The sequence below is a fragment of the Legionella longbeachae genome (assembly GCF_004283175.1).
GTDB lineage: Bacteria > Pseudomonadota > Gammaproteobacteria > Legionellales > Legionellaceae > Legionella > Legionella longbeachae.
Window position 1 is genome coordinate 70,644 of the sequence record NZ_RXNW01000016.1, and the last position, 23,113, is coordinate 93,756.

The following is a 23,113-nucleotide window of genomic DNA, read 5'->3' on the forward strand; positions in this document are numbered from 1 at the left end:
GATTAGTAAGAGGATGATGGTTTATTTGCCAATACAAAAACTTGAAAAAATACGCCCTAATAAATCATCAGAACTGAATTCGCCTGTGATTTCACATAACGTTTGATGAGCAAGACGCAAATCTTCCGCGAGTAATTCTCCAGCTCGATGTTCTGCTAATTGTTGTTGCCCCACAAGAAGTATATCTTTTGCTTCATCTAGTGCGCGAAGATGGCGTCTTCTTGCAAGAAATTGTCCTTCATTAGGCTGATAACCTACAACTTGTTTTATCAATTGTTTCAGGGCGTCAACTCCTTCCCCAGATTTTGCACAGAGGTATACTGAATGATTTTCCACCTGAGCCGATCGCCCTAATGTGTCAATTTTATTAAATAAAGTAATAATAGGAACTTCTGCTGGTAAGGAGGTTCGAATCTCTTGTGATAAATCGTGATGAAGTTCTAAATCATTAATATCAACAACCAATAAAACACAATCCGCCTTTTTTAATTCTTCCCAAGCTCGTTTGATTCCTTCTTTTTCCACAATATCATCAGAATCCCGTAATCCGGCTGTATCTATGATGTGTAAAGGAATATCATCCAATAAGATATGTTCTCGCATTACATCACGAGTAGTTCCTGCTATTTCAGTGACGATGGCTACATCCCGCCCGGCTAAGCAGTTAATTAAGGTTGATTTTCCGGCATTCGGTCTTCCCGCGATAACTACAGAAAGACCCTCGCGTAATATCACACCTTGATTCGCTTGGGAACGTATGGCATCGAGTTTATCTAATAAATTTTGCAGCAATTGAGCAACCTTACCGTCGTTAAGAAAATCAATTTCTTCTTCTGGAAAATCAATTGCAGCTTCAACATACAATCTTAGATGTATAATCTGTTCATTTAACTGGGCTATTTTAGAGGAAAACTCGCCCTGCAATGATTTGAATGCCATTCTTGCAGCGGTTTGCGAGCTGGCTTGAATTAAATCAGCTATGGCTTCTGCTTGGGTCAAGTCGATTTTATCATTTAAAAAGGCACGTTCAGAAAATTCTCCGGGTCGTGCTAAACGAGCCCCTAAATGGACGCATTCCTTGGTTAACATATCAAGAACAACAGGCGAACCATGTGCCTGAATTTCAACTACATCTTCGCCGGTGAATGAATGAGGTTGTTTAAAATAAATCATTATTCCTTGATCAACCACCGAAATCTCTTCTTCATTAGAGTGGGAACATGAATAAAAGGAGCAAAAAGTAGCTAATCGAGGCTGCAAGGTCTTATTACCATTTAAGGAAATTGCAATAGAATATGCTTGGGGTCCTGATAATCTAAGAATACCTACCCCACCCCTTCCAGGTGGGGTAGCTACAGCTACAATTGTTTCTGTGAACATTTATTTAACTACAGCAAGTTTTTTAGCAGGTTTTTCGTCGGAAAATTTACGTGTAATATACCATTGCTGTAATATCGATAAGGTATTATTTACAATCCAGTATAGTACTAAACCAGCAGGGAAACTCCAAAACAGACCAGTGAATAGTACAGGTAAAAACATCATTACTTTCGCCTGCATCGGATCAGGTGGCGCAGGATTTAGTTTTTGTTGAATCAACATAGTTGCTCCCATAATCAATGGCAGCACGTGGTAAGGATCAGCATCCGATAAATCTTTAATCCAGAGAATAAATGGTGCCTGTCTTAACTCAACACTTTCTAATAAAACCCAATATAGAGCGATAAAAACAGGAATTTGGATTAAAATAGGTAAACAACCACCCAATGGATTAACTTTTTCTTGCTTATATAACTCCATCGTGGCTTGACTAATTTTTGCTTTATCATCCCCATAACGCTCGCGTAATGCCTGCAATTTGGGTTGTAATTTACGCATCCCTGCCATTGATTTATAACTCGCTGCAGATAAACGATAAAACGCCAGTTTAATCAAAACAGTTACTAGGACAATAGACCAACCCCAGTTCCCCACTACATTATTAATAATTTTCATCAAAGAGAAAAGTAATGAAGACAAGAACCATAAAATTCCGTAATCAACTGTGAGATCAAGTGAAGGAGCAATGCCTTTTAGGGTGCTGGTGATCTCTGGCCCTACATAAAGCTTAGAACCTAAAGTCTTTTCTTGGCTTGGTTGAAGTGTAATTGGCTGACTTACCGCTCCTATAGTGTAATCATTATTTACAGCTCGAGTATAGAATTTATTGGTTGAATTAACATCAGGAATCCAGGCACTTAAAAAATAGTGCTGTTGCATAGCAACCCAGCCGCCTTTGCTGTCTACGTCCAGATTAGTTTTATTCATATCACTAAAGCTTACTTTCTGATAACGATGCTTCCCTGGCTCAGAATAAGAAGCACCAGTATAGGAGCCTACATGAAATACACTTGATTTATCTTCTTTTGGAGAACTGCGTATCAATTGGGTATTCATATACCCAGTCCACTCGCCATTCCCCTGATTAACAATTTTGTACTCTACATCAATAACATAACTACCTTTGGTAAAGGTAAATTCCTTTTTTACATCAAGTCCATCTCCATTTTTTCCATTAAGAGTGACAACAAGTTGCTTCTGATTTGGGTCTAATTCGTATTGTTGTTGTGGTGATGTAAAATTAAAATTTAGAGCTTGAATATTTTGTCCTGAAGCTACAAAAAGATTGCTACTTGCAATATATCGTTCATTGGGTTGATTTTGTAAAAGAAGGAACGGCTTATTTTTTTCTTCAATACTTTGCGGGTAAGCAAGCAATTGACTTGAAACAATATCCCCTTGTTGTAAGTCAATACCTATATCTAAAACGTCGGTTTTAACATGGATTATTGGTGCGTTACTTGTTTTTACGTCATTAGCCGGTGTTATTGATGTTGCGACAGCAGTAGATGGAGCCATTTGTGGCAATAGTGGCTCACTGTTTTGTTGATTAGTGATGGCACTATCTGTTGGCGCAGGCTTAGTAGGATAGTCTATTTGCCAGGCATTCCAAAGTGATAAGCTTATTAGCGCGAGCGCCATGTATAAAATAACTCGTCGTATATCCATCAAAAATTCTCATTGTTAGGAAGTACAGGATCATAACCACCCTTAGACCAGGGATGGCAACGCAATAATCGTTTAAGAGCCATCCATACACCTTTGGTTATGCCGCATTGCATGATAGCACTTTCTGCATATTGCGAACAACTCGGGTAATAACGGCAGCTAGGTTTCAGCAAAGGACTAATCAAAAATTGATATATTTTAATGGGAAAACAAACTATTTTTCGTAAACCGAGGTTAATTTTTTCCATGTTTTGCCCAATCTAGCGTTTATATTTGCATTTGTCTGTTTTGCAACGCCTTGTCTTGCTAAAAAAATTATATCGACTGAGGGTAATTCTTCGTATCGAAAACTTTCTCTTAACAGCCGTTTGATGCGATTTCGATCATGGGCTTTTGCTATCATTTTTTTTGATAGCGCAAGCCCTAGTCTTGCATAACCTAAATTATTTTTTCTATAAAGAATAATAAATTCAGAGGTTACAATTTTACTCGCTTGTTCAAACACATGACTATAATCATTTTTTGTTATTAATCGCTGTGTCTTTTTAAATGCAAACACTTAAGCAGTCAAACGTTTACGACCTTTAGCTCGACGACGTTTGATTACTAATCTACCTGCTCGAGTAGCCATACGCTGACGAAAACCATGATCGCGTTTGCGCTTTAAATTACTGGGTTGAAAGGTGCGTTTCATGATGAACCTGTTAATAAAATTCTAAGGCTCGCAATGATAGAGAACTTTTTTTCTACTGTCAATTTAGCATTTGATTATTTTTTGTGTATTTATTTTCTTGTACGCGTATTTTGTTCGCCAGCTAATAACATAATCATTTTTTATATTTTAAATTTTTTATTGTTATTAGTGACAAAGACTTCTGTTGATAACTTTTAAAAATAGTTTAAAAATAATAGGTTATGTTAATGCAAACTCTGTTTAAAACCTCTTTTTACTGCTGTGATCTTTCTGTATGTATTTTTTCAATTTGATTTACACACAAGGTTATTATCATCTTATACTCTATTTATGATCTTACTTATTCATTGATCTTTTCACATCTATTAACAATGACTTTTTAGGTGTTAAAGGAACACTTTATTATTTTTTCATGATTGATTAATAGAGGTGCTCGGCTCTATTTAAAGTTAAATTAGTGAGTTATGCTGGTTGTACTCTATAGAAACGTTTAATTTTGATGTATTGGTCTATAGTCTTAAAATTCAATTAAAAATTTTAATTCTAAAAATCCATACTTTTTTTGTGGATAACTTTCTTTTATATTAAAGCCTGAGTATAATTCGAATGCAGCTGCGCCTTAGTGAACTGAAGAAATTTTTCTTTAGGGTCTGTTACAAGCGGTTTACATTGACTACTGGTTACGCTTTATACGCCATATCCAACTTTGCTAGAACCTAATATTGGTTCAATATAGATTCATACCGTTTGGATCTCGCGTATAAACCATGAGATGTTGAGAATCAGAATGTATTGCCGACAAGCCCTAGCTTCATGCAAATAATTTACATGCTTAATTATATTGCTGTCCGGGTATTTTCAGTGGCATATTTTAATACTGTGATTATTAGTTTTAAATATTCTTTTTAACATTCTTCTTTGATGAGGGGTTACGTTGTGTCAGCATCCGTTTGGCAAAAATGTTTAGGTCTATTGCAAGATGAGTATTCTGCGCAACAATTCAATACTTGGTTGCGCCCTTTACAGGCTCATACTGATGAGCAACGTTTGATTTTGTTTGCTCCCAATCGTTTTGTCGTCGATTGGGTTAAAAAACATTTCTTTTCTCGAATTGAAGAGTTAATTAATCAGCTTTCTGGTGATCAAATCAAATCTGTTTCTATAGAAATAGGTAGTAAAACCTCTAATAATGATTCTGATTCGAGTTCTACAGGATCGATTAGAACGCCAGTCAATGTATCGGCTAATTCAACGGAAGTTAAAGCGACTCCTAAAAAGGCTGTTGATTACAAAAGCAGTCATTTAAATAAAAAATTTGTTTTTGAAAGTTTTGTTGAAGGTAATTCCAACCAATTGGCTCGTGCTGCGTCAATGCAAGTTGCTGAGCGACCTGGTGATGCATACAATCCTTTATTTATTTATGGTGGGGTAGGTTTAGGGAAAACACATTTGATGCATGCTATTGGTAACTCAATATTAAAAAATAATCCAGATGCTAAGATATTGTATTTACATTCGGAACGTTTTGTTGCCGATATGGTTAAGGCGATTCAGACGAATTCAATCAACGAGTTTAAACGTTTTTATCGTTCACTTAATGCTTTACTTATTGATGATATTCAGTTTTTTGCGGGTAAGGATCGCTCTCAAGAGGAGTTTTTCCATACTTTTAATGCATTGTTAGAGGGGCAGCAACAGATTATTTTAACAAGCGATCGTTATCCTAAAGAAATTGAAGGCATGGAGGAGCGCTTGAAATCTCGATTTGGTTGGGGGTTAACCGTAGCTGTAGAACCGCCAGAACTCGAAACTCGTGTCGCTATTTTAATCAGTAAAGCAGAGCAATCCAATATAGATTTACCTTATGAAGTGGCTTTTTTTATTGCGAAACGAATCCGTTCCAATGTCAGAGAGCTTGAGGGAGCATTGCGTAGGGTTATCGCTAATGCTCACTTTACTGGAAAGCCAATTACCATTGAATTCGTCCATGAAGCTTTGCGTGATCTTCTCGCATTACAAGATAAATTAGTTACAATAGAGAATATTCAAAAAACTGTTGCTGAGTATTACAAGGTCAAAGTGGCTGATTTATTGTCGAAGCGACGTAGCCGTTCTATTGCAAGGCCTCGACAAATGGCTATGGCCTTAAGTAAAGAGTTGACCAACCATAGTCTGCCTGAAATAGGTGATCATTTCGGTGGCAGAGATCATACAACTGTGATTCATGCATGTAGAAAGGTTAAGGAGTTAATTCAAGATGATAGTGATTTTGCTGAAGATTATAAGAATTTAATGCGTATTTTATCCTCTTAATACACAGCGTGTATTATTTAATAAACACTTTATATCAGCGATTTTAATCTTTTCCCGAAATTAATTAGGAGTTCTATTTTGTTTGAATTCACTATTAAAAAAGAGGATTTACTTCCTCCTCTACTTGCTGTTGCTGGAGCTGTGGACAAAAAGCAATCATTAGCTATATTGTCTAATTTTTTTCTTAAACTGTCTGATGGCTTATTAAATATCACTGCTACAGATTTAGAGATCGAAATTTCTGCTCAAGTCGCTTGTGTGTCCAAACATAGTTCAGGAAGTATTACGGTTCCAGCAAAGAAATTTATTGACATTATTCGTTCTCTTGATGATGAAACAAGCCCTGATGTGCTTGTTAATAATTCTCTTTTAACCCTTAAACAAGGACGTAGCTCTTTTAAACTTACAACCTTGCCTGCAGAGGGGTATCCTCTTAGTGAGGATGAATGTAACGAAGTCGAATTAACACTCCCTCGTTTGGTATTGTTGAAATTATTGCAATCTACTCATTTTGCAATGGCTCAACAAGATGTCCGCGTTTTTCTCAATGGTTTGTTTCTTGATTTTGAACCTAACCTTATTTCTGCTGTTGCTACAGATGGGCACAGGATGGCTATTTGTCGTTATCAATGCTCTAATATTAGTGATAAAAAATTACTACTCCCCAAAAAGGGGGTTCAAGAGTTATTGCGGATTCTTAATTACATTGATGATGAGGAAATTTTATTAACAGCAGGAAAATCTCATTTTAAATTAATAACGCGACAGTTTGTCTTTATATCTAAACTAATTGAAGCACGTTTTCCTCCTTACACTAAAGCAATACCAAGAAATCAAGATAAGCATATTCTAATAGATTGCTCTGTTCTTAAGCGTTCATTATCGCGTATCGTTATTTTAGCACACGAAAAATCAAAAGCTGTTATGCTTCATTTACAACCAGGAATGCTTACCTTAATCGCTAACAATAATGAACAAGAAGAGGCTGTAGAGTCACTTATTGCTGAAACCCAGGGGGATGAATTAAAAATTGGATTGAACGCAACTTATTTGTTAGATGTTCTTTCTCATTTTGGTGAAGGGCAAATTCGTTTGTCTTTATCAAATACGGATAGCAGTATTTTAATCGAATCATTAAATGATGAAGATTATCAATATATTATCATGCCAATGAAAATATGATTCTTACTGAGTTAAAAATCCATCAGTTACGGAATATTATATCAGCCCATCTTGAATTAAATCCTCGATTTAATTTTATTTTCGGATCCAATGGAAGTGGGAAAACTTCTGTTCTTGAAGCATTTTATCTCTTGAGTTGCGGCCATTCTTTTAGAACTCGAGAGATCGCACCAATTATCTCTCATAATCAACCTTCTATGACTGTATTTGCTCGAGGGAGGAATCAAGAAACAATTAGTATCCAAAAGTCTTATTCGGGTGCAACTCAAGTCAAGTTGAATAATCAATTTTGTTCTACTACCAGCCAATTAGCTTATGCGTTACCTTGTCAGGTTTTTTATTCGGATCTCTTTCAAATTATTGATGCAGGACCATCGGTACGAAGAAATTTATTGGATTGGGGTTTGTTTCACGTGAAACATAATTACTTTAACCTATGGAAAGAATACAAACGAGTTCTGAAGCAAAGAAACGCACTCCTAAAAAAAAGGGCACCTTTTACACACTATATTCCCTGGGATAAGCAGTTAGATCAGCTTGCTAATCAGCTTCATTTACTAAGAGAGGAATATTTCATCCAATGGGAGCGTGAATTTATTTCTGTACTTAGTGAGCTTAGTGAACTTGGATGTACCTTAAAATATTATAAGGGCTGGGATAAAAAAAATTTGGGCAAATCGTTAGAGGAAGTATTAGCTGAGAACTTCGATAGTGACTGTCATAAATTATATACGCAACATGGAGCACATCAAGCCGACTTTATTATTGAAGTAGATAATAATAAAGTGAAACATTTCATTTCACGAGGACAACAAAAGATTATCTTAATTGCGTTGAAACTGGCACAGGCAAATCTTGTTTCAGAAGATTGTTTATATTTAATGGATGATCTTGCTGCCGAACTCGATGAAGCCCACCAAAGAAGGATAATGTCTCATTTGTTTACCCGAAATGGACAATACATCATAACTTCGACATCCAATTCAAATGTACTTTTTGAAAATTTCTCCAATAATTTCAGTTCAAGATATCAAATTAATGCAGGAATACTTCATCCTATGAATTAGGGCCATTTGAGTTTTAATTTTGAGTGTTGAATGATGAAATAATGTTTCACGTGAAACAAAATGTATGAAGAGTTACTCCTTACGAAGAGGGAATAAGCATCGTTCAGTAATCTTTAAAAAACAGATAAGCTAGCATTGTCAAAGTTCCTAAATCACATATAAACACAATACAAATTATGCTATGATAAGGTATTTGAGAAACCATAATAGGGTTAAGAGGACCACTTAATGAGCGTTGATGCCAGTTACGATTCGAATAATATTAAAGTTCTAAAGGGGTTAGATGCAGTAAGAAAACGACCAGGTATGTATATAGGCGATACTGATGATGGTACCGGTCTGCATCATATGGTTTTTGAAGTTGTTGATAACTCTATAGATGAAGCACTGGCGGGATATTGCAAAGAAATATTTGTTACTATCCATTCTGATGAGTCAATTACTGTTAAAGATGATGGACGTGGCATACCCGTTGATATTCATAAGGAAGAAGGACGTTCTGCTGCTGAAGTGATTATGACAGTCTTGCATGCAGGAGGTAAGTTTGATGATAATTCCTATAAAGTATCTGGTGGACTACATGGCGTCGGTGTGTCAGTAGTTAATGCTTTATCCGAAGAGTTGCATTTGACTGTGCGGCGTCATGGTAAAATCCATGAGCAACGTTATAGAAATGGAGTTCCCGATGCGCCAATGGCTGAAACGGGAGATGCAACAACAACAGGAACACAAATATGGTTTAAGCCAAGCGCTGATACCTTTTCAAATATAGAGTTCCACTATGATATTCTCGCGAAACGCCTTAGGGAACTGTCTTATCTAAATTCGGGTGTTTGTATCCATTTATTTGATGAGCGCTCGCAAAGGCAGGATACTTTTCACTATGAAGGTGGTATAAAAGCTTTTGTTGAGCATCTCAATAAGAATAAAAATGTGATTATGCCCATCGTATTCTCCATGACAGCTGAAAAAGAGAATATTGTTGTTGAGCTTTCAATGCAGTGGAATGATTCATATCAAGAAACGCTCTATTGTTTTACTAACAATATACCTCAGCGTGATGGCGGAACGCATATGGCAGGATTTAGGGCTGCATTGACCCGAACTTTAAATAACTATATTGAAAGTGAAGGATATGCTAAAAAAGCTAAGGTATCGCCAACAGGAGACGATGCACGTGAAGGATTGACAGCAATACTTTCTGTAAAAGTACCTGACCCAAAATTTTCTTCACAAACAAAAGATAAACTCGTCTCTTCAGAGGTAAAGTCAGTAGTTGAGTCCAGTGTTGCAGAAAAATTTAATGATTTTCTTTTAGAAAACCCTTCGAGTGCGAAAGCGATTGTTGCCAAAATTATCGATGCAGCTCGAGCCAGAGAAGCGGCTCGGCGTGCTCGAGAAATGACTCGACGTAAAGGTGCGCTGGATATTGCGGGATTACCAGGGAAATTGGCTGACTGCCAAGAAAAAGATCCTGCCTTATCTGAGCTTTATTTGGTTGAGGGGGATTCAGCGGGTGGCTCGGCTAAACAAGGGCGCGATAGAAAATTCCAAGCAATTTTACCACTTAAAGGAAAAATACTTAACGTTGAAAAGGCTCGTTTTGATAAGATGCTTTCTTCTCAAGAGGTAGCGACACTCATTACTGCTTTAGGCTGTGGTATAGGCCCGGACGAATATGATCCTGATAAAGTAAGATATCATCGAATTATCATTATGACTGATGCTGATGTTGACGGTTCACATATCAGAACGTTGTTACTTACCTTTTTCTACAGACAGACACCAGAACTAATAGAGCGAGGCTATATTTATATAGCACAGCCACCATTATATAAAGTTAAACGTGGAAAACAGGAACAATACGTTAAAGATGACGAGGCTTTGTTTGAATATTTAACACAAAGCGCATTAGATGGCGCTGCATTTTTTCCGACAAAAGACGCCCCTTCTATCGCCTCAAAAGCTCTTGAGGAATTGGTGCTTCAGTTCAGACGTGCAGAAAAAATTATCAAACGTTATAAACGAAGATATCCTACAGATATATTGAAGCGTATCGCATATTTACCCATACTTCATATTGAAGATCTTGACCAGGAAGAAAAAGTGGCAAATTGGTGTAAACAGTTACACTCAAGCTTACAGCAAGTGGGAAGTAAAACGGAACAGTATGATGTTGATGTCCATATGCTACCTGATACGAATCAATTTCTACCTAGAATCATTGTAACTCAGCATGGAGCAAAAAATCCCATACCTATAAATGCGGAGTTTTTCAATTCTAAAGACTACAAAGAGCTAGTTAGTCTTGGTGCTAAGTTAGCAAGTTTGATAGAAGAAGGGGCATATATCAAACGAGGAGACAAAGAATTGGCTGTAGAAAGCTTCGAGCAAGCCTTGGATTGGTTAATGGAGGAGGCGAAGCGAGGGCAAACGATTCAGCGATATAAAGGTCTTGGAGAGATGAACCCCGAACAACTATGGGAAACAACAATGGATCCTACGGTACGGCGTATGCTACAAGTGAATATTGAAGATGCAGTTGCTGCCGATGCAATATTTACTACACTCATGGGGGATAACGTTGAGCCTAGAAGAGAGTTTATTGAGTTCAATGCACTTGAGGCAGAAAATATCGATGTATAATTACAAGTTACGTGATCAGTGTTTCATGATCACGTAAAATTATTATAAGTAATTTTTGTAATAAATGAATTAATTAAAATTAGTTTAAATAAAAGGGTTTATTTAATGATTAATGATTTATTTTGGGGCGCTGATATCTCGAGTGGAGTATAGTAAATTGCAGTTTCTAATAAAACATTAAAAACATTTCTGGACAAATGATAACACCTATGCCACGATATAAATCTTTTTAGAAGTAATGATAAAATTGTTTTGTAGTTGAGCTAGTGTGGGGCGCCATAAAGGTTACTCTAGCTGCTCTTGCAAATTCTAATACTCTAATGTGTAAGAGGATTAGTTTTTAATGGGTTCCAATACTTTTCTCCACAAAAGTAAAAACTCTTGAGTGTGATTTCTATCGCTCAAGAGTTCATTACTGTTCACCATCCTAAGTCAAAATCTAAAAATAAGGCAAACTCCGTTACTCAACGTGTAACGTTTCAATTCTAGTTTAACTTTATCTGCTAATTTTGATCATATAAAGAATCCCATGCTTTTATTTGCTACAACTGGTCATAAAATATATAATCTGCAGCCTTTATTTTATTTGTCATCTTTAGACGAGGCTAGATATGTTCTTTGTAATTATTGGTGGTGCATCTGGATCAGGAAAAACAGGTTTATCCCACCATCTTCTCACTAAGCTAAAAGATAATGGAATGAGTGCTCAAATATTAAATATGGATGATTATTACCATGAGATACCTGAGGGGGTAGATCTCGAATACTTCAGAAAAAATACAAATTTTGATACACCAGAAATGCTGCACCTGGACTTGCTACAAGAACATATAGCTGAGTTGAATAAAGGAGAATCAATTACAAAACCACTTTTTGACTTTAAGTCAAATAGTAGAAATGGAGAAGAGACAATCCACCCATCTGATGTGATTATCATGGAAGGTATATTTGCTCAATATTTTTATAAAAAATATGGATTATCCGATTTGCCTGTAGTGACAGTAAATATAACTACTGAGAACTATCTTGATGTTATTGAGCGCCGGATTAAACGTGATGTAGAACAACGTGGTCGAGTTCGGCTTGAGGGTGTAAAACAAGAAAAAAAATATGTAGGGCCCGGGTTCTTAAAATATACAGCAAGTAGTTCTGTTGGGGCAGATGTTTATGTTTGCAATGAACATCGCGAAGGAAATGAGGCGCAACAATTAATGCTGGACACCAAAGCCAATGAAATTGTTGCTGAATTAAATAAAAAACGTATAGAAATTGAATCAGGAATACCCCAATCGAAAAAAGCCAGGCCTAACGTACAAGAAATGGTCGCTAAAAGTCATTTTATGGCAGGAACTTTATTCCATCCTCAAAAATTCGAAGGACATTTCAATGGTGTATTTAATGAATTTAAAGGGGATTTTGTAAGAGAATTTAGCGAAGAGGAAATAATACAAAGCCAGTTAAATGTCTAATGGGCGTATTCAGTATCCATTTTTATCGTATTTAAAAGTTAATTAGGCAACGCTCAGAATGTTGCCTGGTTACAAATGGTATATAAAGGTTGTTTTCCCTAGCTTGTTTGAGCTTTCTTGAATTAAAACAGTATGCACACTCATCCGGCGGAATTGATTTTGTTGGGTAGACTCTAATTTAAAAAGATCAAAATCATTTCTTTAAAGCCTCAAGAACTTGCTTCAATAAATCCAGAATGAGTGATTCAGCATAAACAAAAAATTAAAATTTGCCATTTTTCAGTCGTGTCTATTTCGAGCTGGATTTTACAGACCTTGATCACCTGAACAGATTATAGAATAGTGAAAATATAATCAATTCCAGAAAGGAATCGCTTAGAAAAAGAGCTCTTGCTTTGTTAAGAATATAATAATCATTCTTTGTTAAAGTCATTCTGAAATTCATTTCAAAACATATAATCACTATCAATAAAATTTTTCGAGGTTAAATATGAAGTTGCATGAAATATATATTCCTGGTAAATCGGATATGCTAATTAAAGATTTCTATAAAAGAAATAACATAGACTCAAGTGAGTATACTATTTGTTTATGGTTAGAGAATTGTGTTGGAAACCCCGTTGGAATTCCCCATGTGTATGATAATCTTTCTCTCACAGAAGCTTATGAGAAAGTACTGGTTGAAGGGGATAAGGTCTTGCAAAAAAAAGGATGCTTACCTTCTGAATTTATTCATCATATGAAAATAGCTCAAAGAAAATACTGCGTTAACTTATCGGAAGAGAGCGTTACTCCTTCAATTCAATATAGTACCATAATCGAACGAAATGCCGGCACTAACTTGCCCGAAAAACGCGCTAATACCCTCGGTTTCTTCAATAAAATAGATCCTCCATTTAAATCGGATATGCTGGTTAAAGATTTCTATAAAAGAAATAACATAGACCCAAGTGAGTATACTATTTGTTTATGGTTGGAGAATTGTGTTGGAAATCCCGTCGGAATTCCGCATAAGTATGATGATCTTTCTCTCACAGAAGCTTATGAGAAAGTACTGGTTGAAGGGGATAAGGTCTTGCAAAAAAAAGGATGTTTACCTTCTGAATTTATTCATCATATGAAAATAGCTCAAAGAAAATACTGCGTTAACTTATCCGAAGAGTGCGATACTTCTATTGGTTTAGTCCCAAAATAAAAAATCATTCTCTGCCCGCCCGGACTGAAGTTCGAAGGCGTGGCAGCATTACAAATGGGCTGAATTTATTACCAGCTAGAATTTTCATGTAAGGCTAAATTTGGATTTTAGGGTTCAAAATTAGCAGGGTATGCAAACATCCTTACCGAGCTTAACCTATATTTATCCGTTTTATTGTCAGCAGGGGGATTAATTCACAACTATTTGATTTTTTTTAATATTTATATTAAATATATTAATGCTTCCAAATTTAAATGATCTTCATTAGCCATTCTCAAGGACTAGAAATGCTAAAAACCCCAAAAACCCTTATTTTATTAGTCTCAATGGTATTTGTTTCTACTGCATCAGCAGAAACTTACCGGGTTCCAGCAACAAAAGATACAGTGACTTTAGGTCTATTTACCCTGGATAAACAACCTGTAGTTAAAGTGCACTCTGGAGATTCTGTATCTTTGGAAACTTAGAACAGTTGTCTGCATGAAATGGTCTTCAATAAGACAACCCCTGCTGATGTTGCACAGTTTTATACAAAACATGATATCCAAAAAAGACGTGGTATGCATAGCTTAACAGGTCCTGTTTACATTGAAGAGGCCGAGCCTGGAGATGTACTTGAAATTCGGGTATTAGATATCAAATTGAATGATTTTGGATATAACTTTTTAAGTCCTACCCAGGGGATTTTATCAGAATTTACCCAGCCAAGGATTATGTACTTTAAATACAATAAAGAAAAAAACACTACAGAATTCACAAAAGGCGTATGTTTAAAACTAAAACCGTTTCCGGGTATTATTGCAGTCGCTCCTCCTAAAGACTGGCCTAATGAATGGCCTGTAAATTTAGAAACCCAAATGGGTCAACCTGTTCCTGGTGAATTTAATTCTGTTCCTCCAGGTCCATTCGGAGGTAATTTAGATCAACCGGATTTACAGGTTGGTTCTATTCTATATTTGCCCGTTTTTCAAAAAGGTGCTTTAGTTTGGACCGGTGATTCTCATGCAATGCAAAGTAATGGAGAAATTGATGTCACCGCACTTGAAACTTCTTATGAAGGGATCACTTTGCAGTTTGTAGTACGAAAAGATCTGAGAGCTGAAGGGGTATCTGATAAAACAAAACGAAATGGCAATAGCTTATTTACTTGGCCTATTGTCGAAAACTCGAAAGAGTGGATTGTGATAGGATTGAATGAGGATTTATTTGAAGCCATGCAGCTTGCTTCTAAAAATGCCATTGAATTTTTAGTACGCACTCAAGGGTTCACACCACAAGAAAGTTATCAATTTTTAAGTATGGTAGGTAATTTCGACATTCCTGAGGCGGTTAATGTGATTAAAAGCGTAGCCGTACATATTCCTAAAGAGGCATTTAAAAATCTTGGTAAGAAAACCACTCTTTCTGCTGAAGGTAAGTTTCCTCTAGAAATGCCAAAGATCAATGAAAATGCAACCTGCGTGCCTCAAGAAGGCAAAATTATTCAATAACCATTAGGTGACATAATGAAAAAGATCCTGGTTTATTTATGCTTAAATCTCATGACTTCTGGAGTTTTTGGTGGCAACATTGTACTGGAAAATAAAACGGATTACCCTGAAAAAGGTAAGTTAGGCAAAATTGCAGTGCAATGGGCAGTTTCAGCTAAAGCGATACAAAAAGCAAATAAGAGTATTCTCAATAACGCAACATTAGATACAGGTTCGTTAATGATACTGAATCAAAAAGGAACGATTCAGTTAACATCTCCTAATGATGCTCAGTATTTCAGATTGGTAGCGTGGTCAAATGACAATAATGAGCCTGACTTGCTTACAAACTGGGTAGACATTGTTCCCAATAAAGCCTATGTAGTGAGTCAGAATCAACTCATACCCAGGGTGCTCATGGCTGGAGCTGGATGTTAAATGCCTGGACGTGGGGTATGTACAAGGAGTTTAAGGGAACGAACGTCTACCTGGATACCTTCAGGCAGATGAGCACTGTTGCGTTAAGTAGTCGGTCCTTATTCCTACGTCTAGCGGACAAGGCCCGGTTATCGATTGATGAGTTTATGTCTACTCATAGTACTATTTTTGTCGATTACTATTCACAGGGGGATTCATGAGGGTAGTAATCAATAAATGAGAGCTCATTATTGGATGGTGAGTTTTAAAGCATTTTACAATGGACTGCCTTTGCAGTGGTTATTGTCTTGGGCACAAGAAAAATGATAAAACGTATCTTTGTTTTTATTCTAATTGTTACAATTCATGATGTGTATGCAGGGACAATTAAAGCGGGTTTTAAAGCAACAGCTCCTACAGAATATCCCAAAACCACGAGTATTAGCTCCAACCCCGCAGCGATTAATGTCCCTACCGGGACAGGGACAGTCCAGCGCTATATTGAGAAAAAACTTGGTATTGAAAATAATCATGGAATTATGATCCAGGGAGCCTGGATTGGAGATACGAACGATTTATTTTCTGGCGGTATACCTAATCCAGAGCGCGTCACTTCAAATAGCGTACTCTTAGTTGATTTAACTATTGATATGGGACAATTTAATGGATGGAGAGGGGGGGTATTTAGCGCCCAATTTTTACAGCAAAATGCGCAAAATACTAATGCCCAAGCTGGTCTTTTTCAGGGATATAACTCATTACCTGATGTTGCTCCTTTCGATCGTTCGGAGCTTTATGCGCTTTGGTACCGACAAGCGCTTTTTGATGACAAGCTATTTGTGCGTATTGGAAAAACAATTACTACACTTGATTTTAATAATGTAATCAAACCTGTTCCTCTAAGTGCAGGTGAACCTAATATCCCTGCTGTAAGCAGTTTGATTTATACTCCTATTTTTATCAATCCCGCAGTAGATGGGGTTATGCCCGGATACACGAATTCTGCTTATGGAATAACATTGAATTTTACCCCGGTGAAGCAATGGTATCTAGCTTATGGCATTTATGATGGCAATTTAGCCAGTGGCAAACAAACTGGTTTGTCTGGACCTACGTTTAATGGAAATTATTTCCAGGTTGCTGAAACGGGTGGCGCCTGGGTTATAGGAAAAAAACATTTGCCAGGAACTTCTGGTATCGGCATATGGCATCAAACAGGCCTTATTCGCCAGCATAATCTTATCGAAACAGGTGCTACAGGTGCTTATTTATTCGGATCACAACGCTTATGGTACCGACATCCTGGATACGATATTAGCGGGATCTCAGCTTTTTACCAATTAAGTATTAATAATTCCAGTGCGCTATCTATGAATAAATCTATTGGTGCAGGGTTAACTGCATTTGGTCTGGTTGCCAATCGAGAGGCTGATTCAATGGGAATTGGTTTTTCTTTAGCATGGCTTAATCAACGAAGTACGAATCGATCTACCGAATTGATGTACCAAGTTTACTATCAGGCAAAAATAATCACAAATATTTATTTAGAACCGGCACTATCTTATATCCCCACTCCCGGTCAAAACGTGAGTTTACCTTCTGCATTTGCAGGTACCATAAGAGCTATTATCTTAGCTTGAGGTCACAATGTACGCATAAGCGCAAATCTATCTCAGTCTGAAATTAGTTAGTAAAATAAAGAGTTATCTTCTCCATTAAGGTGAGAGGAGAACTGATTTTTTTTGTTTTAGGCATTAAAGGTATTCTTGCAAGGAGAGTTTTCTAGCAAGGCTTTATAGACCTACCGCTTTTGCGGAAGGTGGCGTTAGGCAGAACAATTAACTCACGCTATTACGATACAGAATTTCGCATGCTCAAATGGAATAAAGATATAACGGTAGTTTAATATTTGAACGTTATGATTAAAGTAAGTAATGAAAATCATGAATTACTTAATATTTGAACTAATGGAGCGTTAAGGAGAAAAATGTGAAGCGTAATAAATTAAGTTATAAAAATTGGTTTGCTAGTATTGCTTGTTTGGGCGTATTGGCTTTAGTCAGTCAAAGTGCGGCTGCAGGTGATATGAGTGTAGGAGGTATGGCATCACAAATTACATCGTCATTTACAAATCTAACTAAACTAATAACCGCCGGTTCTTATTTAGCTGGTTTGGCGTTTTCTATTGGTGCAATTATGAAATTTAAACAGCATAAAGATAACCCTACCCAAGTTGCTATAGGAACTCCAATTGCGTTAGTTTTTATCGCTGCGGCTTTATTATTCTTGCCTTCAGTTTTAGGGGTCACTGGCACAACAATGTTCGGTTCAAGTGGAGGTAGTACTGCTGGTCCAACTGGTATGATTTATGGTTCTAGTACCTGATTAATGAAGTTCTATATAAAAGGCATGACAATATTGTTCTGTTATTCGATAAAGGCGTAATGTGATAGCCCTTCACCTAATCTAAGTGAAGGGCGTAGTGCTTTGTTACGGAGAATAAGATATATTAAGCGGTGCTGCATCCTTACAGCGAAGCACATCCGATGTGCTGGTCCCTTAGTTTGACATCCTGTCAGACAATTCCGTGTCATCCCTATGAGATACAGTATAGTCTTTTCATGGCTGTTGTCATTGCGTGAATCGAGCAACAAGATGTAAGAAATATCTCAAAGAGTTCAAGGCATTGTCTTAGGTTGCTGTTGGGTTATACAATGAATCCCCCCTCCTCCAGCAAATACATCCAGCACATCCATTTGAGTAATCTCATAATTTGGAAATAGTTGAGCGAATAGTTGGTATGCCGCTTTATCCTGTTTTTCATACCCAAATGCGGGCATTACTATTCCTTTATTTGCCAAATAAAAATTAATATAGGATAAAGTGAGTCGTTCACCGTTAATATATGTGGCTGGGGGTTGTTCTACTGTATAGACCTCAAGTTTACGTCCTTTTGCATCTGTCGTGGATTTAAGAATCTCCAAATTCTCATGTAAATTTTCATAATTAGGATCTTTTTTATCATCTGTAATAAGGCATAACACCTTTCCAGGAGCGATAAAACAGGCTATCTCATCAATATGACCATCTGTTTCATCTCCTAATAACCCTTTGTTGAGCCATATGATTTTCTGTCCTCCAAGAAAATCATACAAATAACGTTCAATCTTTTGTTGGCTTAATTGTGGGTTGCGGTTTTCATTAAGTAAACACTCACGAGAAGTCAGAATAGTTCCTTCCCCATCGACATGAAAAGATCCGCCTTCCATAACCAATGGTGCGCGAAAAGATAAGGCTTGGGTTTGTTTTATAATTGCGGAAGCAATCTGATTGTCGAGTGCGCAATCTTGGTAGTTCCCTCCCCAAGCATTATGAATCCAGTCTACTCCTGCCAGGCGCTGTGTTTTATCCAACAAAAAGGTAGGTCCAGTATCTCGAGTCCAAGAATCATTGATGGGAAGAGACAATAGTGTAATGTTCTTATTGCCACACAAATCTTTGGCCGATTCCTCATCTCCTGGATTGACAAGCATAGTGACAGGCTCATATTGTGCTATGGCCTGGGCCACGCGTGCATAAGCTATTTGGGCTCTTTGTAGACCAATTTTAGACCAGGTTTCTACATGGCAAGGCCAAGCCATCCAGCATCGCTCATGTGGGTGCCATTCAGCGGGCATAAAAAATCCGCTTTGTTTTGGGGTCATTTTATTTTCTCCGAATGTTTTCATCTAAATAAGTTAGTTGAGAAAAAATGCTTCTCAATTCATTTAAATAGAGTAACGTTTTCTCTTTGGGTAATTCCGCCTGAATGAGTTGTTTCTCATAGGATTGAGCTAATTTTTTAGTATCGAAATGAGCAAGATTAAGTACGTTAGTCACCGTATCGCCACTGACTAGATCATTTAATTCAAATTGGCCATCATCAAAGAGTTTGACATCCAAGGAGTTGGTATCACCAAATAAATTATGAAGATTACCTAATATCTCCTGATAAGCACCTACGAGAAAGAAACCTAAGGAATAGGGATTGTTATTGTCATAAAGAGGAAGCATTAAAGTGGAGTTCACACAAGAACTTCCAAGATACTCTTTTATCGTTCCATCCGAATCACAGGTTAAATCTTGTAATACACTATGCATAGACGGGGTATTTGTTAACTGTGAAATAGGTGCTATAGGAAAAATTTGGCCTATAGCCCAGGCATCTGGAATGGATTGAAAAAAGGAAATATTACAAAAAACCTTGACGGCCATATCTTCATTGATTTTGGCTAATAAGGTCGCTTCAGTAGGAATATCTGGATTCAACCGTTCTTTAAGTTCCATACAAATACTGGTATAGAATGCTTCAACTTTGGCTTTCTCTTGTAAGCTAATTACTCCATGTTTAAACAAAGAGTGTGCCTCATTGAGCGAGTGTTCTGCATAATTGTAAATTTCTATTGGGGCGCTATTAGTAATTGATTGATAAGTATCATAAATATCGCGAATCACATGTGAGTCTTCACTCGTAATCTCTGGAAGTGTAGGCTGCTTGTGGATAATTTCTATATCACTAATATCGGCAATTAAAACAGCATGGTGTGCTGTTAATGCTCGGCCTGACTCCGAAATAATATTTGGCTCGGGCACATTGTATTCCTGGCATAAATACTGAATTGCTAAAAGAATGTGTGTGGCATATTCATGCAAACTGTAGTTCATGGAGCAGCCCTGGTTAGAATGTGTCCCTTCATAATCGACGCTTAACCCACCACCCACATCAATGGTGTCTATTGGTGCATTTAACTGGCGTAATTCGACATAGTAACGGGAAACCTCTTGCATGCAATGGCGAATATCATGAATATTTGCAATTTGTGAGCCCAGATGACAATGCATCAGTTGAAGGCAGTCGAGCATATCATGGGCTTTTAATTGGGCGATCAACTCGAGCACCTGTTTCGCATTGAGGCCAAACTTGGATTTGACACCTCCGGTATGCTCCCATTTTCCTGCACTTTTACTGATTAAGCGTATGCGAACACCAAGAGTCGGTTTAATATTTAGACGAGCGGATTCTTTTAAAATAATAGCGAGTTCCGAGATTTTTTCGATGACGATAAAAACCTTATGTCCCATTTGTTGTGCAATTAATGCGGTACGGATGTAGTAGCTGTCCTTATATCCGTTACAGACTATAGTGCTTTCTTGATGATTGCTGAGCATGCCAATAACTGCCATGAGCTCGGGTTTGGAGCCAGCTTCTAGACCTATAGTATGGTTGGGAGATTTTAACAATTCTCTAACAACGCTTTGTTCCTGGTTTACTTTAATGGGATAAACAAGCTTATAATTCCCAGCATATTCATTTTCTTCTTTAGCCTGAGTAAACGCTTCATAGATACGATGTACTCGATCATGTAAAATATCTGGGCTGCGAATGAGTAAGGGTAAATGTAACCCTGCCCTGCTTGCAGCATCGACAATGGCTTGCAACTCGACACCAGGTTTACCTGGTGCTTTGCTTATTTCCATGTTCCCTTTGGCGTTAATACTGAAGTATCCTTCACCCCAGTTTTTAATGTTATATAAATTTTCTTCAGATGGTGCGCTGATTTTCATAGTTTCTAGATTCCAAAGGGCTTAACGTGATTTGACTAATTCATGGTAGGTTTCAGGTTCGCGTTGTTGCGCAAAAGGAAATAGCCTTCCCCATAATGTACGCACACTGAAATCTAACTCGGCAACTAATACTGCGGGTTTATCGCGCGGTGCTTGCGCCAGAATTTCACCCATAGGTGTACTAATAAAGCTGCTTCCATAAAACTCTAATCCATCTTCACAACCAATCCGATTTGCTGCAATAATAAATGTATTACTCATAATGCCCTGAGCAACCATTACTTTTTGCCACATAGGCTGAGTATCCACATCTGGGGCAGTAGGCTCCCCGCCGATCGCAGTTGGATAAACTAAAATTTCTGTGCCTTTTAAACCATAAATTCGCGATAACTCTGGAAACCATTGATCATAACAAGTTGGCAGTCCCCACTTATGGTCTGCTATGTGATGAATTGGATAATCAGAGTTCCCAGGTTTAAAGTAAAAGTTTTCATGGTATTTTTCCCCGCTGGGGATATGCTGCTTTCGAGTTATCCCTATAAGATCACCCTTATGGTTATAAGCAACAGCAGTATTATAGCCTGCTTTTTCAAAGACAGAGGCGGTTATGCATATATTGTTTGCCTTTGCCATTGTACTGACGAATTGTGCCGTGGGGCCGTTATGAATATCCTCCATAAATGGAGTGGGATCGACATCTGATCGGGTACAAAAATAGGGACTTAAAGTGAGCTCTTGTAAACATACAACAGCAGCTCCTTGTTGTGCTGCAGTGTGAATTCCAGAGGCCAGTTTGTCTTGATGTTCTTTGGGGTTTTCATGCCATTTTTCTTGCACTAATGCAACGGTGAGTTTTTCGTGTGCCATTAAATTACCTCTTATAATTAAGGGTCAAATAAAAGAGCCCTTACTTTAGTGTAAGGGCAGTGGAGTTTAACATTAGCAACTGAATGAAGTTTTTTCATATCCTTCCTCAGATTTTTTATCATCTGTTTCACTATTCACTTTAGGTACTTCATTCAGATGTTGGGGACTGATTGATGGTCTTCGTGAATGGGCAAACATACGACTGGGGTTTGCGCCTTGAGATGAAACTTTCTTTGATTCTATTTTTGGCCCCATCGCTTCGGCAATGAGTTTAAAAGGATTCGCCTCATCAAATACTTCGGTATGAAGTAGTTCCAATTGGTGTCTAATGGTATCATGGTGATCTGAAGTGGATAGTTTTTCGCCAATTCGCTTTTCTTGTCCTTTTAATAATTCCTGAAACATGCCTGGGAACATATTGTAAGAATCTTTATTAAAATCGCGGCCTTCAAAAAATTGTTCTGGATTGTCTCCTAGCAATTTATCGATACTGTGACGTATGGCAAAGGCTGCTTTTGATTTTGTTGCAAAAGAACTGTGGGGAAAAGTAATCTCTATTTTCCGGGCTAATTTGCCTCTAACTCCTTCTGGGGTACAAAGAGCCAGTCGCTCTGCGATTGCCTGTTCATTGCCTATTAATGTTTTTCTGGCGAGATCACTAAAGTTATTAAAAAGATCGGAACTAAATTCTTCCAAAAACAAGGAATGAGGTGTCTTATTTCTAGGATCGAGCAAGGAGACAATTCTATGCCTTACTTGATAGGCTCTGGAAATTACTGCATGAAAACCTTCCTCTTCAAAACTCCTTAACGCATTAATATGTCGGCCATATTGTTTAAATTGTGATTCTGGACAAGCAGCAATTATCTTTGTAGCGAGAGTCTCTTGCTCTTCTTCGCTTAATTGATTAAGTACCTTCGCATTTTCAGCCAATGCATCACCACTACTAAGTTGCTCATAGGGATTTTCCAGCTTAATGATTTCTTCATAACTAAATGGCATTTAATCCTCCTTAAATTAAAGATGGGGTACTAAACAACAATACAAAGGAGCTCCCCCGTACACATCATTAGTATCATCTCCTTTGCCCTTTTTCGGTGAAGACAACCGAAATTCTTTATACTGCCATGGGTTCTTAAAAA

At 37.4% G+C, this 23,113-nt stretch carries 20 protein-coding genes; 11 read left to right on the top strand and 9 right to left on the bottom strand.

What is annotated here, in order from left to right; translation table 11 throughout:
• Positions 1 to 21: 21 nt before the first annotated feature.
• From mnmE to rpmH, 5 genes are read right to left on the bottom strand one after another with little or no spacing between them, the layout of a single operon-like run.
• Positions 22 to 1,380, bottom strand: a complete 1,359-nt coding sequence (gene mnmE / locus EKG34_RS15290; protein ID WP_003633867.1) for a tRNA uridine-5-carboxymethylaminomethyl(34) synthesis GTPase MnmE — start codon at positions 1,378 to 1,380, stop codon at positions 22 to 24.
• Positions 1,381 to 3,048, bottom strand: a complete 1,668-nt coding sequence (gene yidC, locus EKG34_RS15295) for a membrane protein insertase YidC (RefSeq protein ID WP_003633865.1) — start codon at positions 3,046 to 3,048, stop codon at positions 1,381 to 1,383.
• On the bottom strand, positions 3,048 to 3,296 hold the full coding sequence (yidD, locus tag EKG34_RS15300) for a membrane protein insertion efficiency factor YidD (protein WP_003633864.1): 249 nt from the start codon (positions 3,294 to 3,296) through the stop codon (positions 3,048 to 3,050). The genes yidC and yidD overlap by 1 nt, the downstream gene beginning before the upstream one ends.
• Positions 3,263 to 3,607, bottom strand: a complete 345-nt coding sequence (rnpA, locus tag EKG34_RS15305) for a ribonuclease P protein component (protein WP_012979569.1) — start codon at positions 3,605 to 3,607, stop codon at positions 3,263 to 3,265. Before rnpA ends, yidD begins: the two co-directional genes overlap by 34 nt.
• Entirely contained in the window at positions 3,608 to 3,742 is a 135-nt protein-coding gene (gene rpmH / locus EKG34_RS15310) for a 50S ribosomal protein L34 (protein ID WP_003633859.1), read from the bottom strand.
• A gap of 936 nt (positions 3,743 to 4,678) precedes the next feature.
• Between rpmH and dnaA the strand changes: the two genes are divergently transcribed.
• The 11 genes from dnaA (at position 4,679) to EKG34_RS15360 (ending at position 17,885) form a co-directional block, all read left to right on the top strand.
• Positions 4,679 to 6,055, top strand: a complete 1,377-nt coding sequence (gene dnaA / locus EKG34_RS15315) for a chromosomal replication initiator protein DnaA (protein ID WP_003633852.1) — start codon at positions 4,679 to 4,681, stop codon at positions 6,053 to 6,055.
• 78 nt (positions 6,056 to 6,133) lie between these two features.
• Positions 6,134 to 7,237, top strand: coding sequence for a DNA polymerase III subunit beta (gene dnaN, locus EKG34_RS15320; protein ID WP_003633850.1), 1,104 nt, complete (start codon positions 6,134 to 6,136; stop codon positions 7,235 to 7,237).
• On the top strand, positions 7,234 to 8,304 hold the full coding sequence (gene recF / locus EKG34_RS15325; protein WP_003633848.1) for a DNA replication/repair protein RecF: 1,071 nt from the start codon (positions 7,234 to 7,236) through the stop codon (positions 8,302 to 8,304). Before dnaN ends, recF begins: the two co-directional genes overlap by 4 nt.
• 228 nt (positions 8,305 to 8,532) lie before the next feature.
• A complete protein-coding gene (gene gyrB, locus EKG34_RS15330; protein ID WP_003633846.1) occupies positions 8,533 to 10,950 on the top strand; it encodes a DNA topoisomerase (ATP-hydrolyzing) subunit B in 2,418 nt (805 codons plus the stop codon).
• A gap of 611 nt (positions 10,951 to 11,561) precedes the next feature.
• Positions 11,562 to 12,419, top strand: a complete 858-nt coding sequence (locus EKG34_RS15335; RefSeq protein WP_003633844.1) for a uridine kinase family protein — start codon at positions 11,562 to 11,564, stop codon at positions 12,417 to 12,419.
• Between the two features lie 490 nt (positions 12,420 to 12,909).
• The gene (locus EKG34_RS15340) at positions 12,910 to 13,614 is read left to right on the top strand and encodes a hypothetical protein (RefSeq protein WP_003633843.1); all 705 of its coding nucleotides are present in this window, start codon (positions 12,910 to 12,912) and stop codon (positions 13,612 to 13,614) included.
• Between the two features lie 287 nt (positions 13,615 to 13,901).
• A complete protein-coding gene (locus tag EKG34_RS18690; RefSeq protein ID WP_003633840.1) occupies positions 13,902 to 14,081 on the top strand; it encodes a hypothetical protein in 180 nt (59 codons plus the stop codon).
• Between the two features lie 18 nt (positions 14,082 to 14,099).
• Entirely contained in the window at positions 14,100 to 15,104 is a 1,005-nt protein-coding gene (locus EKG34_RS15345; RefSeq protein WP_003633838.1) for an acetamidase/formamidase family protein, read from the top strand.
• Between the two features lie 15 nt (positions 15,105 to 15,119).
• Positions 15,120 to 15,521, top strand: a complete 402-nt coding sequence (locus tag EKG34_RS15350; protein ID WP_003633837.1) for a hypothetical protein — start codon at positions 15,120 to 15,122, stop codon at positions 15,519 to 15,521.
• Positions 15,522 to 15,823: 302 nt separating this feature from the next.
• Entirely contained in the window at positions 15,824 to 17,140 is a 1,317-nt protein-coding gene (locus tag EKG34_RS15355) for a carbohydrate porin (protein WP_012978723.1), read from the top strand.
• Positions 17,141 to 17,489: 349 nt separating this feature from the next.
• Entirely contained in the window at positions 17,490 to 17,885 is a 396-nt protein-coding gene (locus tag EKG34_RS15360; RefSeq protein ID WP_003633831.1) for a hypothetical protein, read from the top strand.
• A gap of 293 nt (positions 17,886 to 18,178) precedes the next feature.
• On the opposite strand, the gene EKG34_RS15365 is transcribed toward EKG34_RS15360, so the two are convergent.
• The 4 genes from EKG34_RS15365 to EKG34_RS15380 form a co-directional block, all read right to left on the bottom strand.
• The gene (locus EKG34_RS15365) at positions 18,179 to 19,204 is read right to left on the bottom strand and encodes an agmatine deiminase family protein (protein WP_003633829.1); all 1,026 of its coding nucleotides are present in this window, start codon (positions 19,202 to 19,204) and stop codon (positions 18,179 to 18,181) included.
• A gap of 1 nt (position 19,205) precedes the next feature.
• Complete coding sequence (gene speA / locus EKG34_RS15370; protein WP_003633827.1) at positions 19,206 to 21,104, bottom strand: biosynthetic arginine decarboxylase; 1,899 nt, start codon at positions 21,102 to 21,104, stop codon at positions 19,206 to 19,208.
• Between the two features lie 21 nt (positions 21,105 to 21,125).
• On the bottom strand, positions 21,126 to 21,971 hold the full coding sequence (locus EKG34_RS15375) for a carbon-nitrogen hydrolase (RefSeq protein ID WP_003633825.1): 846 nt from the start codon (positions 21,969 to 21,971) through the stop codon (positions 21,126 to 21,128).
• Positions 21,972 to 22,043: 72 nt separating this feature from the next.
• The gene (locus EKG34_RS15380) at positions 22,044 to 22,973 is read right to left on the bottom strand and encodes a lpg0008 family Dot/Icm T4SS effector (RefSeq protein WP_003633823.1); all 930 of its coding nucleotides are present in this window, start codon (positions 22,971 to 22,973) and stop codon (positions 22,044 to 22,046) included.
• Positions 22,974 to 23,113 lie beyond the last annotated feature (140 nt).

What these genes read in the sequence shown, in the direction of transcription:
- mnmE (WP_003633867.1), bottom strand. Translation starts at nt 1,380, where the DNA reads ATGTTCACAGAAACAATTGTAGCTGTAGCTACCCCACCTGGAAGGGGT.
- yidC (WP_003633865.1), bottom strand. Translation starts at nt 3,048, where the DNA reads ATGGATATACGACGAGTTATTTTATACATGGCGCTCGCGCTAATAAGC.
- yidD (WP_003633864.1), bottom strand. Translation starts at nt 3,296, where the DNA reads ATGGAAAAAATTAACCTCGGTTTACGAAAAATAGTTTGTTTTCCCATT.
- rpmH (WP_003633859.1), bottom strand. Translation starts at nt 3,742, where the DNA reads ATGAAACGCACCTTTCAACCCAGTAATTTAAAGCGCAAACGCGATCAT.
- recF (WP_003633848.1), top strand. Translation starts at nt 7,234, where the DNA reads ATGATTCTTACTGAGTTAAAAATCCATCAGTTACGGAATATTATATCA.
- gyrB (WP_003633846.1), top strand. Translation starts at nt 8,533, where the DNA reads ATGAGCGTTGATGCCAGTTACGATTCGAATAATATTAAAGTTCTAAAG.
- EKG34_RS15335 (WP_003633844.1), top strand. Translation starts at nt 11,562, where the DNA reads ATGTTCTTTGTAATTATTGGTGGTGCATCTGGATCAGGAAAAACAGGT.
- EKG34_RS15340 (WP_003633843.1), top strand. Translation starts at nt 12,910, where the DNA reads ATGAAGTTGCATGAAATATATATTCCTGGTAAATCGGATATGCTAATT.
- EKG34_RS18690 (WP_003633840.1), top strand. Translation starts at nt 13,902, where the DNA reads ATGCTAAAAACCCCAAAAACCCTTATTTTATTAGTCTCAATGGTATTT.
- EKG34_RS15345 (WP_003633838.1), top strand. Translation starts at nt 14,100, where the DNA reads ATGGTCTTCAATAAGACAACCCCTGCTGATGTTGCACAGTTTTATACA.
- EKG34_RS15350 (WP_003633837.1), top strand. Translation starts at nt 15,120, where the DNA reads ATGAAAAAGATCCTGGTTTATTTATGCTTAAATCTCATGACTTCTGGA.
- EKG34_RS15355 (WP_012978723.1), top strand. Translation starts at nt 15,824, where the DNA reads ATGATAAAACGTATCTTTGTTTTTATTCTAATTGTTACAATTCATGAT.
- EKG34_RS15365 (WP_003633829.1), bottom strand. Translation starts at nt 19,204, where the DNA reads ATGACCCCAAAACAAAGCGGATTTTTTATGCCCGCTGAATGGCACCCA.
- speA (WP_003633827.1), bottom strand. Translation starts at nt 21,104, where the DNA reads ATGAAAATCAGCGCACCATCTGAAGAAAATTTATATAACATTAAAAAC.
- EKG34_RS15375 (WP_003633825.1), bottom strand. Translation starts at nt 21,971, where the DNA reads ATGGCACACGAAAAACTCACCGTTGCATTAGTGCAAGAAAAATGGCAT.
- EKG34_RS15380 (WP_003633823.1), bottom strand. Translation starts at nt 22,973, where the DNA reads ATGCCATTTAGTTATGAAGAAATCATTAAGCTGGAAAATCCCTATGAG.